Genomic DNA, 16,404 nt, shown 5'->3' with positions numbered 1-16,404 from the left:
CCGGAACAGGACCGTACGGGTCCCCCCGTCGTCGGCGTGTGCGGTTGGGTCTGCCGGTGGCGACAGCGCAGTCAACCAAGGGCGCTTACCACTCGTCCCCGTGGATGCCCCGTACCGCTTCGCTGACCCTTGCCGCGCATCGCCTCGGCCACCCCCCCACCATCACGAAAGAGGCCTGCATGCTCCGCACCCACTTCACGCCGCTCGACTTAGAGGCCGCGCGGATAGGGATGCGGTCATGGTCGGTGGTTCGGGCGTTCTCCCACTGGTGAGTTGTCCATCCCCGCCGGGTCAGACTACGCACGGTGATAATGGTGTCGGTGAGGTCAAAGGATGCCACGATGGCAGTGGCGCGCCGCTCGTAGCAGCGGGCGAGGAGGCTGCTTCGGCAGCCACTGCTTCCTGGCGGACGGCTGCCCGCCGTGCTCGTCCTCAGTTGACCTCCCGCACTCTTGCAGCGGTCCGCTCGGCGAGCTCGTGGATGCCGTTCGCGGCGTTCTCCGAGAGCTCGCCGAGTATGGCGTCGGCGGCGGTGAGGAGGGCACGGGTCTCCTCGGGGCGACCCGCGTCGGCCAGGGCGAGGGTGAGCCGGTAGTGCTCCTCGGCGATGAAGCGGCCGAGGTTGACCTGCTGCCAGTGGCGCAGTGAGTCGTCGCCTGGGGTGGCCAGGGCGTCGCGCACGGCGGCCAGGCTGTCCACCGCCTGCGGCAGCTGGCCCGCCTCCCGCTCCAGGCGGGCGAGGGTGTGCCGGGCCGAGGCCCGGTCCCATGCCGTCTCTTGAAGGGCGGCGTACAGGCGCTGGGCGCGCAACGCCTGGCGAAGGTCGCCGAGTTCCTCAAAGTCCCGGGCGAGACCTCTCAGCGGAGCCGCGGCCAGGGTGCGGGGCGCCTCGGGGCGGCGGAGTCTGCTCTGGTCCATGAAGATGTTGTCGAGTTCGCGGATCAGCGCCACCCGCGCGAGGTCCGCCATCCCCTGGTCCCGCGCCAGGTCGGTCCACGTGGAGACCGGCTCGTCCGACGGGTCCCTCCCGAACATCGACTCGTCGAGCGCCCGCGCCCACTGTTGCAACTCGTCCGCGCTTGCACCCGGTTCCGGCATACCGCCCAGACCGCACGCCGTGTCGAAGTCCGTCTCCCGGACCTCAAGCAGCAGCGGTAGATCTCCGGTGTCCCCGCGCAACCCCACCAGCACGGCCGCGAGTCGCAGTTCGTCCGTCATCGATGACCGTGTCTCGTGCCGCAGCAGATGCCGCAGCAGCTCCAGATCCCCCTCGGCGCGGTCGAACTGCGCGGCCCGCAGGGTGATCCGGCGCCGGACCGGGTCCTCAGCGACTTCACGCCATGCCGCGTGGTCGCCCTCCCGCAGGCAGGCAAGATCGGCACGACCCGCCGCGAGCACTGGCTCCCACAGCGGGGGACCGGCCGGGCCTATCCGGTCGTACGCGCACCCCTCATCCGCGTTGAGCAGTACGAAGTCCGGCTCGGTCCGCAGCAGCGCGACGCGCAACCTGCCCACCAGCTCGACCGGGGAGCGTTTCGGGAAGCCCAGCGCAGCAAGGAGCTCGGCCCGCTCCTCGTCGATTCCGTAGCACTCACGGATCTCGTCCTCGGTCTCCGCGACGCACGCCAGGATCTTCTCGTCGCCGTCGTCTGGCGACAGACCTGTGTAGCCGCGCCAGCCGGGCAGGCCGATCACGAGCTCCAGGGCCTCGTCAACACTGGAGCCGATGATCCCCGCGGCGCCCTCCGAGTCGGCGTAGAGCACCGAGCCTTCCGCGCACACGAAGTACGTACCGCCGGTATCATCCCCGGCTACCGTCTCTAGCGGCTCACCCGAGGCGAGGCGGACCTCCTCGACATGGCCGTGGACGGCGCGGTCCAGGTCGAAGCCGAAGGGGAAGGCGGCCAGTTCGGCCAAACGGCGGTCCTGCCGCAGCAGCCGTAGCGCGTGATCCGTCATGTCACAGAACGTAACACCGTCCACGGACAAAGGACTCGCGGCCTCTGTAATAGGCCGTGCGGATCGGGGTGCGGTCATGGTCGGCGGTTCGAGCGTTCGCCCCAGCGGTGAGTCGTCCAAGCTTGCCGGATCAGACTGCGCACGGTGATGATCGTGTCGGCGAGGTCGAAGAAGGCGTCGATGACGGTGGTGCGCCGCTCGTAGCAGCGGGCGAGCCGGTAGAAGGCGTTCTGCCAGGCGTGGGTGCGCTCGACATGCCAACGTCGACTGGCCTGCATGAGAGCCTTCTCGCCTTTGTGCGCGATGCGTCCGTGCAGGCCGCGTTCGCTGAGCAGCGCGCGGGTTTTGTCCGAGTCGTAGCCGGCGTCCAGGTGCACGGTGATGTTGCCGGGCAACGGCCCCAGGTCGTCCAGACGGTCCAGGGTCGGCGCGAGCAACGGGGAATCGTGGCGGTTGGCGCCGGCCAGGACACGCCCCAGGGGAATGCCGTATCCGTCCGTCATGCCCGAGCGTTTGAGGCCCTGTTTGCCGCGGTCGACCGGTGAGCGACCGGCGACCTCGCCGCCTCCGGGGGCCTTCGTGATGGAGTCGTCGACGGCGATCTGGTCGAGGACGAGGCCGACGATCCGGTCGTAGGAGTCCAGCGCGATCTGCTTGAGCTGGGCGAACACGCCGAGTCGTATCCACTCGTCGCGACGGCTGCGGATCGTGGTGGCCGAGCAGGTCGTGTCGGCGATCGCCTCGTAAGAACAGCCGAAGCGCAGCAGTTTCAGGAGCTTGTCAAAGATGACCCGGTCACTGATGCGGCGGCGGTGGCAGCCGAGTGGATGGTCCGGGCGGAACTCCGGCCGTTCGGGAAGCAGAGCTGTGAATTGGTCCCAGAGGGGTTCGGTGAGCCATGATGGCAGCGCGGGCACAGGTCTCCCTCGTGATCACAGAGCGTCGCAACTCCATGATCACCGGGACCTTGTGCCTGTTCTGCTGCCGGGCCCCAACCACGCCTATCCGCGCGACCTCTTAGACGGTGTTCGCCGTTGCCGACGTCCAGGCCGAGGAAGACGTCGATGCCGCCGGTGTCGATGACGTGCAGGCCTCTCCGTCACGCTTCGTCCGGCCCTGGCAGGGCACGAGCTGCCACATCCACGTTACAGAGACCTCTTCCGGCCCGGGTGAAGCCTGCCTGGCCCGAAGGTCGCAGGCTCCATTGCGGTGCCGTGGAAGAGGCAACGGGGGCGAGATGGATCCGCCGGGGAGTGTTCCCGACCTCGGGGTGTTCGTTCATGCGCTCTCTTCGCTGAGTCGGTCGACTGCCCACGGCAGGAGCTCCTTGGCCAGTGCAAGACTGAACGGCCTTACCAGTGAGCGAAGTTCGGCGCAGGCGGCAGGGCCGAGCGCGGTGTAGGGGAGGGCGGCCAGCCTGTCGGTGGTGTGCTCGATCTCGGCCCTGCACCGCGTACCCTCCTCGGTCAGGGCCAGGTGGGGGTCGTCGTCGAGCCACCCACGCTCACGCAGGGTCTGCACGGCCTGCCCCCACTGCTCCGGCGACCATGCCCGCGAGTCGCGCAGCACCGCTGCGTCGATGTCGCCGGTGGCGGCATGCATGACGAGCGCCTCGAGCCCGCTCAGTCCGGCAGTCAGAAGTGCCGCCACGTGACCGTCGCCACGGAACTCCCGCAGCAGGGTCTGCGCGTGCCAGAGCACGAGGTGGGGTGCACTCGGCCACGGCAGTGCGGCGTGCGCGGCGAAGAGGGGACGCCCCTGTGGGTGACGCACAGTCACTTCAGCGGCGATGCGGGCCAATTCGGCTGCACGGGCGAGCTCTGGTGAGGAGACGTCCGCGCCGAGTACACGGCGGAGCGTGGCATCGATCCCAGCGAGTCGGGCGGCGGCGAACTGCTGTGGTGTGGCGGCCTTTCGAGCCGCCGAAATTGCTTGGCGCACCACTTCGGGATTGAAGTTGTAGAATGTGGCGATCACCAGATTTGCCGGAGCGGCGCCGAGCGCGGCGGAGCGGGAGGCGAAATACCCCGTCCTGGGGTCCACACCCAACTCGGCGTACCGACTTGCGGCTTCGGGTGAGAAGTAGACGGCCCCGTGGTAGGGCTCGAGAGTTCTCCAGGTCTGGCGAGCGAGGGCCAGACTGTCGCGGTCCGTGTTCTGCGTCATGAGTGGTTCGCCGTCCTGAGGCGGATGAAATGTTGCAGTTCATCGAGCACACGACGGTGCGTGGACACATTTGAACGTACCGTCTAGTCGGTATGTTATCGAAGGGCGGCTCCGACGACTACCGCCCTGTAACCAGTTCTCCAGACCACCGTACACATCCAGCCGCGACACACGACCGTGTTGATGCGGGCCCGGCTGGGGACCTGCATGATGCGCGGGCCTCGGCAGCGTGATGGAGGCGTGCAGACCACGAAGATAGCCGCAATCTCGGGGACCAGCACACTGTTCGGCCCGGGCTGCGGTGACAGCGGCGGATAGGAGTATGCGCTCCTGCCGAGAGGGGTGACGGAGTGGTCAGGGCCCTGAGTGACCACAAACGGATTCCCCCATGAAGGCCACGACCGCCCGCCGCGCCCTGCCTGTTCTCGCCCTTGCCCTGACCGGCATGGCGCTGACCGCGTGCGGCCCGGGGACCGACGGTGCCTCCTCCGGCGGCTCTTCGGCGGCGGCCGGCGCCGACGCCCCGTCGGGCACCTCCTCGACGGGCGGACGGGCCGCCGCCGACGGATCGTCGTCCTCCACGTCGAACGGCCGCTCCGCCGGCCAGGACCAGGGATCCGGAAGCGACGGCGGCCCGGGGGCGTGCGCCGCCTCGAACCTGAAGGACGCGGCGGAGAACCCCGATTGCGGCGCCGGCACCATCTACTTCCAGCTCGTCTTCCAGAACACCGGCGCGATCCCCTGCACGCTCAGCGGCTTCCCGGGAGTCTCCTTCCGCGGTCGTGACGGCGCCCAGATCGGCAACGCCGCCACCCGTGACAGCGGCAACTCCGTGACGACGGTGACCCTGCTCCCGAACGGCCACGCCACCGCGGACGTCAGCGCACCCGACGGCCGGTCCGGCTTCTCCGCCGACGAGTGCAAGCTCACGGAAGCGTTCCCGATCCAGGGCGCGACCCTGCCCAACACTCTCGCGGGCCGCGATGCCCTGGGACGCGGGCGCACCGGCTCCGGCAAGACCCTCGCTTTCGGTTTGGCCTTGCTGGCCCGCACCGCCGGACAGCGCGCCGAGCCCCGCCAGCCGCTGGCCCTGGTTCTCGTGCCGACGCGTGAGCTGGCCCAGCAGGTGACCGACGCGCTCACCCCCTACGCCCGCTCGGTGCAGCTGCGTCTCGCCACGGTCGTCGGAGGAATGTCGATCGGCAGGCAGGCCAACGCGCTGCGCAGCGGTGCCGAGGTCGTCGTCGCGACACCGGGCCGTCTCAAGGACCTCATCGACCGCGGGGACTGCCGGCTGAACCAGGTCGCGATCACCGTCCTGGACGAGGCGGACCAGATGGCCGACATGGGTTTCATGCCCCAGGTCACCGCGCTCCTGGACCAGGTCCGCCCCGAGGGACAGCGGATGCTGTTCTCCGCCACCCTCGACCGCAACGTCGACCGCCTGGTCCGCCGCTACCTCACCGACCCGGTCGTCCACTCCGTCGACGCGTCCGCGGGTGCGGTCAGCACGATGGAGCACCACGTGCTGCACGTCCACGGCGCCGACAAGCACTGGACGACGACGCAGATCGCGGCGCGCGAAGGCCGGGTGATCATGTTCCTGGACACCAAGCACGCCGTCGGCCGCTTGACGCAGGACCTGCTCAGCAGCGGGGTGCGGGCCGCCGCCCTGCACGGCGGCAAGTCACAGCCGCAGCGCACCCGAACCCTGACCCAGTTCAAGACCGGGCACGTCACCGTGCTCGTGGCCACGAACGTCGCCGCCCGCGGCATCCACGTCGACAACCTCGACCCGCCCACCGACCACAAGGACTACCTGCACCGCGGCGGCCGCACCGCCCGCGCCGGCGAGTCCGGCAAGGTCGTCACCCTGGTCACCCCCCACCAGCGCCGCGACATGAGCCGCCTCATGACCGCCGCCGACATCACGCCCCAGACCACCCAGATCCGCACCGGCGAAGAGGCACTCGGCCAGATCACCGGCGCCCGGACACTCTCCGGCATCCCCGTGACGATCACCGCGCCGGTCACCGAGCGACGTCAGCGCAGCACGTCGTCCTCACGCGGCCGACGCAGCCCCGCCTCGGCCGCCCGGCGCAGGACCGGACGGCAGTCGTCGTTCAAGGCGGCGGCGTAAGGACTTCGTGCCAGGTCCAGGAAACTGGCCCACCTCTGCAGGAGGCACGTTGCGACGATGGTTCAGATGCAGCACCGCTCGACGCGCGCCGCCCCCGTACCCAGGACGGTGGCCGACGCATGGAGACCGCCGGGCCACAGGTCTCTGGACGACATGACCGTCGAGGTGGCCCTGTCCGTCATGGCAAGCGCCCGCACCGCACACCTGCTCGTCTGCGACAACGACGGCGTGTGCACCGGACTTCTCACCCACGCCCAGCTCACCGCGATCCGCGACAGCTCCGCGTACACGGACCGGGTCCAGCTGCGGGACATCCTCATCGACCCGGGGCCCTTCGCCTCCCCCGTGACCACCATGGCCGAAGCCGAGCACGCGATGCGCTGCCGCCGCCTCGATGCCCTGCCCGTGGTCGACGAACACGGCAACGCCCTGGGCGTCCTCGCCCTGGCCCGCTGACCGCCTCGACCGCGGCAGTACCATCCCCTCGTTCTTCTCCCTGTGAGGCATCATGCGCTGTGTCACCGCCCGCTTCCCCTTCGACCTCACCAAGAGCGGCGTCCTGGAATCGATGAAAGGCGTCAAGCCCGAGGAAATCGTCGGGGCATCCGTGACCATCGGTCGTCGCACCTACCCGTCAAGCAGGTCGGGCAGGTCGTCACCCGCCAGGACCGCCGCGACTTCAGCGCCGGAGAAGTCCTGCGGGCCATGACCCAGCTCGGCTTCACCTGCCGCGACCTCTCCCAAGTGGGCGCGGCACCGACGTCATTCCCTTCGTGCCAGAGCTCAAGTTCATCACGGGTGTTGCTCTCGGCCTCTTCCGTGCAGCGGAGGCTTCGCAGCACCGTGGCCATGATCGGGGCGTAGCACTTCTCCCAGTGGGCGATCTGGGGTGTGGAGAAAGCCATCAGACACACGCGCTGGCCGCCTCCCCCCCCGGCCTTGGGAGGGATGGGGATGATCGCGTGGAACTGGGCGGTGCGGACCTTGAGTTCTTCACCGCTCGGGGAGAAGACTGCAGGAAGGACGTAGATCTGGCTGCGGGTGAAGACGGCGCCCTGGCCGCACGGAGCGTCGATCACCGATGCGGCCCCGCCTCCTCTTCGCGGGTCGAGGATCCCTCGCAGGGCCCCCATGACTGCGGTGGCGGGATCGTCGCCGTGGGGGAAGTCCACGACAGCGACGGCGAGCGAGCCGATGGAAGTCTCGCCCTCGCCGGACCGCAGCCAGTTGGTTGTATACACGACGCCGGCATCTGCGAGCAGCGCGAGATCTGCTGGAGTGTGCGGGCCATCTCCGCCCGTGGCTGTTGCTCAGTTTCTGGCGCCAGTGGGGCGGAGGTGCTTCCGGCGTTCACGGTGGCCCAGGCCGTGTCGAAGTCCATGTCCAGAGGCATCTCTTCGAACTCGGTGGGAACCGAGAAGTCGACCCGTATCACCGGCCGCTGCCGCTGCCGCTGCCGCTGCCGCTGCCGCTGCCGCTGCCGCTGCCGCTACCGGGATGCGGATCGGTGGGCCCGGGAGACGGCGCGGGGCTCACCTGGCCGGACCGTTGTTGGTCGTGGAGGTCCACCAGCCACCGGTTCTTCTCATACCACTGCTTCATCCACCGAGGGGTCAGGGCCGCGGCCACGGCGACGCCGAGCACCGCCGCCATCACGGCGAGGGGTGTGTTCGGGCTGTCGCGCAGTACCCACGCGAGGGTGAAGCAGCCGAGGCTGAGCGCGGCGATGAAGACTACGAATCCCCTGATGCCGTTGGCCTCGTAGGCGGCGAGACCTCGCCGCTTCGACGCCATGTCGACGGCCGTGACGGAGCCGACCGTCCGTGGTGCTGCACCAGGGACGGTCCACGTCGCCAGGAGCGGACCTCCCGTGCGCAACCGGTCGTGCGTCTGCCAGGCGCGTTGACGAGCCGTTGGGGAGTCATCGCGCACAAAGATCATGCGCATCGTGCTCCTGCTCACCGCCTCGGCTTGCTTGAGGTCGTAGCCGAACTCGAAGCCGATCGCGGTGATCATGTCGGACTGGCCTGCCTCCAGGCCGCTCAGACTGAACTCGGCAGTGCCGCGCCCGTCGAAGTGGGCCAGGATCTCTGGATCTTTCATCGTGTGGCTCACTTTCCCTGCCGGGCTGCCTTGTCCTTCTCGGTTCCAGCTTCCCAAGCGTTCTCGAACGCCACGAGCAGAGGGGCTCCGGGGATAACCGGGGATGCCGCGACCTCAGCGACCTGTCGCTGATTGTTAGGCGCCCAGTACCCGAGTGCGGTCGGATCGCCCAGGAAGGCCGCAACCGTATCGACCAGGCCGAATTGGAAGCATGGACTGCCAGGCGACTGTCGACGGCCACCTTGGATATGCCTTTGAAGCCGCCGCCGAAGGGCAGTACACCGAGAGCGTCTACGGCCAACGTACGGTTGAAGACCACTGATTCTCCGCCGACGGCTCGGGCGGCGCCGTGCAGTGCCACTGCGCCGAGGGAGGCACTCGGAGCGACGTCGATGCCCTCCGCAGACGCGAGAAAAATAGGCGCAAACGGCCCGGACACCGCAGAGACGAGGGCGACAATGAGCGAGGCTGCGCCCAGCGCGGCCCTGATGGTCCCGAGCACGTCACCAAGGGCGGCGATGGCGTTCGCATGCTCCGTGAGCCACTTGACCGCGTCCGCCACAGCCGCACTGATCTCTTTGGCGACGACGTCGGCGAGCGCGTCAAGTAGCTGCCCAAGGCCTTGAAGGCGTCGCCCAGCTTGTGCATCAGACCTGGCTCGTTCGGCGCGATGTCCATCGCCTTGTCGGGGCGTCGGGCGACCGATTGGCCTTCCAGGTCGTAGTCGCTGGCCAGTTTGCGGGCCCGAGCGCGGTACAGGTCGAGATCGGACTGCGCGGTAGCGGCCGCCAGCTCCGCCGAAGACCTGTCCTTCTCGGTCTTCTCCCGCTTGTTCGCCTCAGCATCGTCCTTCGATGGCAGGTCGATCAGTGGTTTGGGCGGCAGACCGGCCAGCTTCTGCTTCGCCGCGTGCAACGCGTCCTGGGCGTCCTGCGCGTGCTGCTCCAGGACCCGCATGGTCGCCAAGAATCGCGATCTTCACAGCGGCCCTGCGAGCGCGCTCGCGGGCGCGTCCCCATGAGAGTGTGGACAGGAATCAGCGGGCGGGCATCCGCTGTCGCGTCGGATCGAGGAGAAGCACCATGTCGAAGCCCCCGCTCACCCCCGAAGCGGTCGCCATGATGAAGAAGGCGAACCCGGCGGTCATCGCCACGCTCCGATCGGACGGTCAGCCGGTTTCCACCGCCACCTGGTATCTGTGGGAGGACGACGGCCGCATCCTGGTCAACATGGACGAGGGCCGCCGGCGCCTGGGGCACCTGCGCAACGATCCGCGGGTCACCCTCACGGTGCTGGACGAGGCCGACTGGTACAACCACATCAGCATCATCGGCCGAGTCGCCGAGATCCGAGAGGACAAGGATCTCACCGGCATCGACCGGCTCAGCATGCAGTACACCGGTAAGCCCTACCCGCAACGGGACCGGGCGAGGTTCAGCGCCTGGATCGAGATCGAGCGCTGGCACGGCTGGGGCGCCCACAAGGACAGCAACCAGGCGGGGTGACTGGGGCGTCGCTCGCGCTGCGATAGCGGCGGCTCCGGGCGGTCTCACCGCACACGATGCACGGCGACATCCCCACACCGGACTGCACGTTCAACTCCCGCCCCGGACACAGCAACCAGAGTCGATCCACCTCATTGTGCCAGCCGTTGTAAGAGAGGCGCCGGTTTTGGTGACTTCGTGACGGGCACCCGAGGGCGGGCACTTAGCCAGCCGCCGCTGACGGTGTCGGGGCGGCGGCGGCACGCCTGACGCTGAGGACGCGATCCGCACGAACGGACGACCCCGGCAGCGGCCCCCTCACGCCGGACGACGCTGGACTACCGTTCGCACGGTGAGGCCGCAGACGTTCCTCCACAGCACCCGGACGTCCCCCCGGAGCGAACCGTCCCGGGCGGAGGGCTAGGGGGGGCGACGACGCCTAGCCCCCGTGGACCCCCGTGGACGACACCGTCGCCGGGGACCGGGGGAGGGTGCAGCTTTTCCGGCGCTGTCACCGGTTCGCGGCCCGCCTGCCGTCCAGCAGTCCGTGCAGGTGCGCGGCGGCGTTCTCGATGTCCGCGTATTTCTGCTGTCCGGCGCGTACCTCGGCGGAGAGCACGCCGCAGCGGTGGACGCGCTCGAAGTCGCCGTAGGGGAACTTGTACCGGCCCTTGCTCTCCTCTCCCATCTCGTCGTCGATGCCCAGGTACCACCTGGCGTACTCGGTGAATCCGTGCTCCTCGAGGTAGGCGTTCTCGTCCGCCGCCGAAGGCCGGTGCTTGCTCCACTCGTCCCGGTCGTCCAGGACGATGCGGCCCTCTTCGATCAGTTTCTTTGCGTGGTTGAACGCCCTCGCGTTCAGTTTCACGGTCATGCCGTTCACCGCCCTCTCGACAGTCGTGGTCAGATGTCGGCTGCTGCCGCCCGGATATCCTGTCGCGTGCGCGGCGCGATCTGCTGCAGCCATGCCGCAGTGGTCAGGGCCAGTTCGACGGCCTCCCGGGTCCGCTCCTCGCCGAGCAGTTTCTCGACCTTGAAAGCAATGCTCGCGAGCGTGTCGTCATCGGTGGCAGGCACCAAGTAGGGCTCCAGGCCCGGCGGATAGGGTGTGCGCTCCCGGTACTCACGCATCGCGGTCACGACCGGGGGCACCGCGCTGTACCTGTCGAGGAGGCCTATGAAGACGTACAGGCGGGCCACCAGCCGTGCCAGGCCGGGGTGCCGGTCCAGCCAGGACATCAGCTCACGCTGATCACCGACGTGGGCCATGATCTGCGACATCTCCTCCGCGACCCGGTTGGGCCAGGTCGAGTGGAAGGGCAGCGGCCGCGGCACCTGATAGGCGAGCGCCGCCTCGCCCTCCGCGTCCAGCGTGCCGGCGACGAATTCGGCGACCTGCCTGTGGTCCAGTCCGTAGTCGGCCGGCGCCGCCCGGTCCTGTGAGCTCTGTGACGAGTCGTGGCGCAGAGAAAACAGCTCTTTTCCGATCTTGCTCAGTGTTCGCCGCATCGGCGGAGGCGATGGCAGACGGAAAGCGACCTGGAATTCCAGTATCCGAGCCATGAGGCGACGATGCACTTCCAGCACCCGCCGGCCAAGCGCGGCGGGCTTCGGATGGGACGCGAGGTGTCCCGCCCGTCCGGCCCCTCCATGCTGCGGGAAGCCGCCACGACACCTGTGCACCTCGCCGAACCGTCGGCACCCTCAAGTCCTGGCGGCTCCTACGTAAACTCGGCTGCTCGGCCAACCGCATCACAAGTCTCGTTCAGGCTGTCCTCACCCTGCATCTGACCAGCTCAGAGCGAGGACGGAAACGGCTCACTCTCTCGACACGGAAGGGCGGAAAGCCCGGCCCGTCAGGAGAGGCGTGGAGTGTTGTCTAGACCTCTGTGGGATTCGTCGGGCACGATCGGTGCATGGAGAGACCGCATTTGCCGACCACTGAGTACGCTGTCGTGGCGATTCGTGACCTTGCGGTGGAATTCGGGGTGAGCATGACCGGCACCGACAACATCGGTGCCGACCAGACCTCGCGCCGCACCTCAGCAGAGCTGTTCACCGTGTTCGACCCCGACGGCTCGCTGCCGCACGAGGCGTTCGTGGAGCTGGCTGGCGCGTAGCGCGCGATGAGGCCGTCCAGGTAGGCGGGGCCGAACGCGCCACGTCTTCACCGCAACAGTCGGTCGCGGTGGGGCACCGCGACCTGCTCCGCCGCCGCAACGCGGGGCCTCCCGCCCCGAACGTCCCAGGCGACCGCGCGCCGTACGTTCCGTCAGTGGGGTCGGCGTCCTTGGCAGCACGGTCGCCGCATCCCCTGTGTGGAACATCCTCGAGGAGCACGGTATCGGCACCGCACCCGAGCACACCTGCACAACCGGCGCTGCATTCCTACGCCGTCAAGCACAGGCCATCCGCGCCGTCGATTTCTTCGCGACCAAGACCCTGACCGGGGCGACCCCGTACGTCCTCGCGAGGTCGAGCACGCCACCCGGCGTGTGCGGATCCCCCGTGCGAGCGCGCACCCGACCGCGGCATGGGTCACCCGACTCGCGCGAAACATGCTCATGGACCCTCAGGACACGGACGCCGGCGTGGCACCCTCGGTGAGCAGGGCAGGTCCCGTGCCGGCCTGCTAGTTGCCGGTCGTGCGACGCAGGACGCCGTCGTCGTCGAACTCCGGCCTCGGCAGCCGTAGCGTCACGTCGGCGCGGTCGGCCAGAGCCACGTCGACCTTCTTGAGCATCTCGTCGAGCTGTGCCCCGACTCACACGCCGGACGGGCACATCGAAGCGAAGATAAGGACAACGGTTCGATCTCTGTGCCTGTCAGAGGCTGGACACCGGAGTCCTGGTGCGCGGTAACGTGCCCGCTCGGCCTGATCATCGCACTGTCCAGGGACTGTTATGCCCGATCCTTTCACGCCGCCGGACGACCGGCCGGCAGCGCCCGTGACCGCCCGTGTGACGGCCGAGTCGCGAGCCGGGTCCTTGAGGCGGCGTCAGTTGCTGTGGTCCGTGCTGCCACCGGGCGTGGTCGCCGTGGTCGGTGCGGTGGCCACCGCGCTGGTCAGTGATGGCCACCTGGACCGGGCGGACCAGGTGGCGATGTCCGGCGGTGTGGTCCTCATCGGCGCCATGGCGGCAGGAATCGCGGGTGCAAGGGCTTCGGCGGAGGCACGAGCAGTCACCAAGCGCTGGACGGAGCTGTCCCGTGCGGCCGACCGGGACCGTGCCGAGCTGGCCGAGCTGATCCGTGTCACAGCCGAGGGCAGAGCCGAACTGGAGTCGCTGTTCCATCGGCTGAGGGCCGGGGAGCCCCCGGTGCGGCGTCGGCCGGAACTGCCCCCGCAGACCGGCCCGGACGAACTCTCCCGCCTCGGGTTCGAGATCGCCGCGGCCCGGCACGAGGCGGAGGCAGCCCTGCTGGAGACCGCCGTTGGTACGCTCGGCGCGGAACACACCGCCCGGCTCGAGCAGTTCGAGGTGTTCGCTAACCTGGCGCGTCGACTCGAGTCACTGGTGCACCGCGAGATCGGACTGCTGGACAGCCTGGAGAACGAGGTCGAGGACCCCGACCTGCTCAAGGGGCTGTTCCGGGTGGACCATCTGTCCACCCGGATCCGCCGCTACGCCGAGAACCTGGCCGTGCTCGGCGGCGCGAACACCCACCGCCAGTGGACCCGTCCCGTCGGCCTGACCGACGTGCTACGTTCCGCCGTCGCCGAGATCGACCAGTACGCCCGGGTCAGGCTGGTCCCGCCCATCGAAGGAACGGTCAGCGGCCACGCCGTGGTCGACGTCGTCCATCTGCTGGCCGAGCTGCTGGAGAACGCGACGGTCTTCTCACCGCCCCAGACCACCGTGCACGTGCGGGTCGAGCCCGTCGCTGCCGGGGTGGCGATCGAGGTCGAGGACCGAGGCCTGGGCGTGTCGGCAGCCGAGCGCAACCAGATGAACACGGTGTTGGGCGCACCCGACAAGGTCGCCCTCGGCGAGCTGCTGCAGGACGGCCGGATCGGCCTGTACGTGGTCTCGGTCCTGGCCCAGCGGCATGACATCGCCGTGCAGTTGCAGAGCAACGTCTACGGCGGCACGCAGGCCGTCATGGTGTTGCCCACGGCACTGCTCGGCCCGCAGCCGGCAGCTCCCGCGCCCGAGCACCCCGCTGTCGCGACCCCTGACGCGGAGCCGCAATACCCAGGGGAACCCGAGGCGACGGACCCCCCGGCGACAGTGCCGACCGTCGTCGCGGATCCGCGCGTGTCCGATTCCGAACCCCCGCCCGCCCCGATGCCCTCCGACGGCGAGGACGACCGTCCGCGGCTGCCTCAGCGCCGCCGCCAGGACCACGCCGCCGAACAGCCGCACCCGGTCCCCGGCACCGCCGAGGACATCGCACACGACCCGGGCCTGATGGCCGCGTTCCAGACCGGACTGCGCAGAGCCGAGGAAGCGGAGACGCACTGACAGCCGAGCCGCCCTGAAGGCCTCCGGGCCCCGTCCAGCAAGCCGTTTCCTTCCGTCGAAGAGGAGTACACGATCGTGGCGAGCGAAGACCTTTCCTGGCTGTTGACGGGTCTGGTGAACCGGGTGCCACACACCCGAAGTGCCTTGTTGCTGTCCTCGGACGGACTGGTGAAGGCAGCGGAGGGACTCGACGGCGACGCCGCGGACCAGTTGGCCGCCCTTGCCAGTGGGCTGTACTCGTTGGCACGCAGCGCGGGCCGGCACTTCGACGACGGCGGTGACGTGCGACAGATCGTGACGGAACTCAGCTCCTCGCTGCTGTTCGTCTCGGCCGCCGGGCACGGCGCGGTGCTGGCGGTGCTGGCCGGACGCGAGGCGGACGCAGCGGTGCTGGGCTACGAGATGGGGATGATGGTGAAGAGCGTGCGCCCGCACCTGGCCACACCGCCCCGGCACCCGGTGGGATAACCGATGACGCCGGTCCTCCCAGACGGACCGCTGATCGACGAAGCGGTCGGGCGGCTGGTCCGTCCCTACACCGTGAGCGACGGCCGGACCAGGGCCACGTCCCACTTCACCCTCGTGACCGTGGTGCGGGCCACCGGCGCCCAGACGCAGGGCGCTTTCGGACTGGACCATGCGCAGGTGCTGGCGCTGTGCGAGCGGCCGGTGAGCGTCGCCGAGGTCGCGGCCCGGATGCAGGTGCCCGCCGCCGTGGTCAAGGTGCTGCTGTCCGATCTGGCCGAGGGCGGCGCGGTGGTCGCCGGTGATGCGCCCCCGCCTGCCCCGGGCCACTCCGCACGACCTGATCGAGACCTCCTGGAAGCGGTACGCGATGGCCTCCTCAAACGACTGTGATCCGCTGCCCGCCAATGTCCTGCCGGTGGGCATCAAGGTGCTCATCGCCGGCGGGTTCGGCGTGGGAAAGACGACCTTCGTCAACGCGCTCAGCGAGATCGAGCCGCTGAGCACCGAGGAGCTACTGACCGCGGTCAGCGCGGCCACGGACCGGCTGGACGGGGTGGAGAACAAGGCCACCACCACGGTGGCCCTGGACTTCGGCCGGATCACGCTCAGTCCGTCCCATGTCCTGTACTTGTTCGGCACGCCAGGACAGGAACGCTTCTGGTTCATGTGGGACGAGCTCTCCGAGGGAGCGCTCGGGGCGGTGGTCCTCGCCGACACCCGCAGGCTGGAGCACTCCTTCGCGGCGGTGGACTTCTTCGAGCGGCGTGGCATCCCCTTCGTCGTCGCCGTCAACGAGTTCGACGGCGCCCACCGCTACCGCGCGGAGGAGGTGCGGACCGCTCTCGACCTCAGGCAGGAGGTGCCGGTGGTGCTGTGCGACGCCCGCGTCCAGAGCGCGGGCATCCGCGTGCTGCTCGAACTGATTGAGTATCTGCTCACGACAAGGAGTTCCCATGGCAGCGACACCGACCAACTCCTCCGGGCCTGAGTCCGGGATCGCCCTGCGACACCTGCTCCTCCCCCCGGAGGACCCACAGGTGCGTACCCGAACCGAGCGGCTGCGCGAGCTGGGCATCGAAGCCCGCCCGGATACGGAACTCGACGCCTTCGCGCGGAAGCTGGCACACCGTACCGGTGGCTGCTACGCCGGGGTCAACTTCTTCCTCGACGCCGACCGCCAGTACTTCGCAGGGTTGTACAGCGTCGCACAGGACACCACGGCCCACGTGGGACCGCCGTTGCTGGAGGACCCGGTGCCCGGCCGCGTCATGCCCCGCGACATCGACATGGGCATCTGCCCGCACGTGGTCAAGCGCCGCCGGGCGCTGGTGCTGGAAGACATCCGGGACTTCCCGCGGTTCGCCGGTAACCCCGTGGTCGACGCGATCGGTGTCCACTCCTACTTGGGCGCACCGCTGATAGACAGCACCGGCGTGGTGCTCGGCACGATCTGCGTGGTCGACCAGGACCCGCACCCATGGGGGCGTACGGGGCTGGAAACCATCAAGGCCATGGCAGCGGAACTGGTCGAACGGCTCGAGGAGTCGGCGCGCCGTCGCAGCTGACCGGCGGCCAGTGAGCGGTTCCGACCGTCGGGAGGGCGCCGGGTGCGTGGACG

15 protein-coding genes and 4 pseudogenes are annotated in these 16,404 nt (G+C 69.0%); 11 read left to right on the top strand and 8 right to left on the bottom strand.

The window, feature by feature from the left end; genetic code table 11:
• Window positions 1–247: 247 nt before the first annotated feature.
• From ACZ4N4_RS26925 to ACZ4N4_RS26910, 4 genes and pseudogenes are all read right to left on the bottom strand, one after another.
• A pseudogene (locus tag ACZ4N4_RS26925) lies at window positions 248–376 on the bottom strand (IS5/IS1182 family transposase); the annotation flags it as partial.
• 56 nt (window positions 377–432) lie between these two features.
• Entirely contained in the window at window positions 433–1,959 is a 1,527-nt protein-coding gene (locus tag ACZ4N4_RS26920; RefSeq protein WP_467593024.1) for a hypothetical protein, read from the bottom strand.
• Between the two features lie 74 nt (window positions 1,960–2,033).
• Window positions 2,034–2,876 (bottom strand): IS5 family transposase, encoded by an 843-nt coding sequence (locus ACZ4N4_RS26915; RefSeq protein ID WP_467593021.1) that lies wholly within the window; start codon window positions 2,874–2,876, stop codon window positions 2,034–2,036.
• A gap of 361 nt (window positions 2,877–3,237) precedes the next feature.
• Complete coding sequence (locus ACZ4N4_RS26910) at window positions 3,238–4,125, bottom strand: SCO6745 family protein (RefSeq protein ID WP_467593018.1); 888 nt, start codon at window positions 4,123–4,125, stop codon at window positions 3,238–3,240.
• 388 nt (window positions 4,126–4,513) lie between these two features.
• On the opposite strand from ACZ4N4_RS26910, the gene ACZ4N4_RS26905 reads away from it, so the two are divergent.
• From ACZ4N4_RS26905 to ACZ4N4_RS26895, 3 genes and pseudogenes are all read left to right on the top strand, one after another.
• A complete protein-coding gene (locus tag ACZ4N4_RS26905) occupies window positions 4,514–6,265 on the top strand; it encodes a DEAD/DEAH box helicase (protein ID WP_467593015.1) in 1,752 nt (583 codons plus the stop codon).
• A gap of 66 nt (window positions 6,266–6,331) precedes the next feature.
• A complete protein-coding gene (locus ACZ4N4_RS26900) occupies window positions 6,332–6,721 on the top strand; it encodes a CBS domain-containing protein (RefSeq protein ID WP_467594300.1) in 390 nt (129 codons plus the stop codon).
• A 52-nt stretch (window positions 6,722–6,773) separates the two neighbouring features.
• Window positions 6,774–6,976 (top strand): annotated as a pseudogene (locus ACZ4N4_RS26895) (SCO5918 family protein); the annotation flags it as partial.
• 720 nt (window positions 6,977–7,696) lie between these two features.
• On the opposite strand, the gene ACZ4N4_RS26890 reads toward ACZ4N4_RS26895, so the two are convergent.
• Window positions 7,697–8,368: a hypothetical protein gene (locus ACZ4N4_RS26890; RefSeq protein ID WP_467593012.1), complete on the bottom strand. Its 672-nt coding sequence runs from the start codon at window positions 8,366–8,368 to the stop codon at window positions 7,697–7,699.
• A 291-nt stretch (window positions 8,369–8,659) separates the two neighbouring features.
• A complete protein-coding gene (locus tag ACZ4N4_RS26885; RefSeq protein WP_467593009.1) occupies window positions 8,660–9,325 on the bottom strand; it encodes a hypothetical protein in 666 nt (221 codons plus the stop codon).
• Window positions 9,326–9,450: 125 nt separating this feature from the next.
• Between ACZ4N4_RS26885 and ACZ4N4_RS26880 the strand changes: the two genes are divergently transcribed.
• A complete protein-coding gene (locus ACZ4N4_RS26880) occupies window positions 9,451–9,873 on the top strand; it encodes a PPOX class F420-dependent oxidoreductase (protein ID WP_467593005.1) in 423 nt (140 codons plus the stop codon).
• Between the two features lie 490 nt (window positions 9,874–10,363).
• Here the strand turns inward: ACZ4N4_RS26880 and ACZ4N4_RS26875 are convergent, their stop codons facing one another.
• Both ACZ4N4_RS26875 and ACZ4N4_RS26870 read right to left on the bottom strand, forming a co-directional pair.
• Window positions 10,364–10,726 carry a hypothetical protein gene (locus tag ACZ4N4_RS26875; RefSeq protein WP_467593002.1) on the bottom strand — a complete coding sequence of 121 codons (363 nt, stop codon included), beginning with the start codon at window positions 10,724–10,726 and terminating at the stop codon, window positions 10,364–10,366.
• 29 nt (window positions 10,727–10,755) lie between these two features.
• Entirely contained in the window at window positions 10,756–11,415 is a 660-nt protein-coding gene (locus ACZ4N4_RS26870) for a hypothetical protein (protein WP_467592999.1), read from the bottom strand.
• Window positions 11,416–11,540: 125 nt separating this feature from the next.
• Between ACZ4N4_RS26870 and ACZ4N4_RS26865 the strand changes: the two are divergent.
• From ACZ4N4_RS26865 to ACZ4N4_RS26835, 7 genes and pseudogenes are all read left to right on the top strand, one after another.
• Window positions 11,541–11,654: pseudogene (locus ACZ4N4_RS26865) on the top strand (IS5/IS1182 family transposase); the annotation flags it as partial.
• Between the two features lie 114 nt (window positions 11,655–11,768).
• Window positions 11,769–11,969: pseudogene (locus ACZ4N4_RS26860) on the top strand (hypothetical protein); the annotation flags it as partial.
• Window positions 11,970–12,854: 885 nt separating this feature from the next.
• Window positions 12,855–14,318 carry a sensor histidine kinase gene (locus tag ACZ4N4_RS26855; RefSeq protein WP_467592996.1) on the top strand — a complete coding sequence of 488 codons (1,464 nt, stop codon included), beginning with the start codon at window positions 12,855–12,857 and terminating at the stop codon, window positions 14,316–14,318.
• Window positions 14,319–14,393: 75 nt separating this feature from the next.
• The gene (locus tag ACZ4N4_RS26850; protein WP_351959241.1) at window positions 14,394–14,786 is read left to right on the top strand and encodes a roadblock/LC7 domain-containing protein; all 393 of its coding nucleotides are present in this window, start codon (window positions 14,394–14,396) and stop codon (window positions 14,784–14,786) included.
• A 3-nt stretch (window positions 14,787–14,789) separates the two neighbouring features.
• Entirely contained in the window at window positions 14,790–15,176 is a 387-nt protein-coding gene (locus ACZ4N4_RS26845; protein WP_093498008.1) for a DUF742 domain-containing protein, read from the top strand.
• Window positions 15,154–15,774, top strand: a complete 621-nt coding sequence (locus ACZ4N4_RS26840) for a GTP-binding protein (RefSeq protein WP_467592991.1) — start codon at window positions 15,154–15,156, stop codon at window positions 15,772–15,774. The genes ACZ4N4_RS26845 and ACZ4N4_RS26840 overlap by 23 nt, the downstream gene beginning before the upstream one ends.
• Window positions 15,740–16,351 carry a GAF domain-containing protein gene (locus ACZ4N4_RS26835; RefSeq protein WP_453580125.1) on the top strand — a complete coding sequence of 204 codons (612 nt, stop codon included), beginning with the start codon at window positions 15,740–15,742 and terminating at the stop codon, window positions 16,349–16,351. Before ACZ4N4_RS26840 ends, ACZ4N4_RS26835 begins: the two co-directional genes overlap by 35 nt.
• The last annotated feature ends 53 nt before the right edge of the window (window positions 16,352–16,404 follow it).

The organism is Streptomyces sp. NPDC026538 (genome assembly GCF_055567535.1).
This window is presented reverse-complemented; position numbering and strand designations above follow the sequence as displayed.

Coding starts and splice junctions, on each gene's coding strand:
- ACZ4N4_RS26920 (WP_467593024.1), bottom strand. CDS start 1,959: ATGACGGATCACGCGCTACGGCTGCTGCGGCAGGACCGCCGTTTGGCC.
- ACZ4N4_RS26840 (WP_467592991.1), top strand. CDS start 15,154: ATGGCCTCCTCAAACGACTGTGATCCGCTGCCCGCCAATGTCCTGCCG.
- ACZ4N4_RS26875 (WP_467593002.1), bottom strand. CDS start 10,726: ATGACCGTGAAACTGAACGCGAGGGCGTTCAACCACGCAAAGAAACTG.
- ACZ4N4_RS26835 (WP_453580125.1), top strand. CDS start 15,740: ATGGCAGCGACACCGACCAACTCCTCCGGGCCTGAGTCCGGGATCGCC.
- ACZ4N4_RS26885 (WP_467593009.1), bottom strand. CDS start 9,325: ATGCGGGTCCTGGAGCAGCACGCGCAGGACGCCCAGGACGCGTTGCAC.
- ACZ4N4_RS26845 (WP_093498008.1), top strand. CDS start 14,790: ATGACGCCGGTCCTCCCAGACGGACCGCTGATCGACGAAGCGGTCGGG.
- ACZ4N4_RS26880 (WP_467593005.1), top strand. CDS start 9,451: ATGTCGAAGCCCCCGCTCACCCCCGAAGCGGTCGCCATGATGAAGAAG.
- ACZ4N4_RS26900 (WP_467594300.1), top strand. CDS start 6,332: ATGCAGCACCGCTCGACGCGCGCCGCCCCCGTACCCAGGACGGTGGCC.
- ACZ4N4_RS26905 (WP_467593015.1), top strand. CDS start 4,514: ATGAAGGCCACGACCGCCCGCCGCGCCCTGCCTGTTCTCGCCCTTGCC.
- ACZ4N4_RS26910 (WP_467593018.1), bottom strand. CDS start 4,125: ATGACGCAGAACACGGACCGCGACAGTCTGGCCCTCGCTCGCCAGACC.
- ACZ4N4_RS26870 (WP_467592999.1), bottom strand. CDS start 11,415: ATGGCTCGGATACTGGAATTCCAGGTCGCTTTCCGTCTGCCATCGCCT.
- ACZ4N4_RS26890 (WP_467593012.1), bottom strand. CDS start 8,368: ATGAAAGATCCAGAGATCCTGGCCCACTTCGACGGGCGCGGCACTGCC.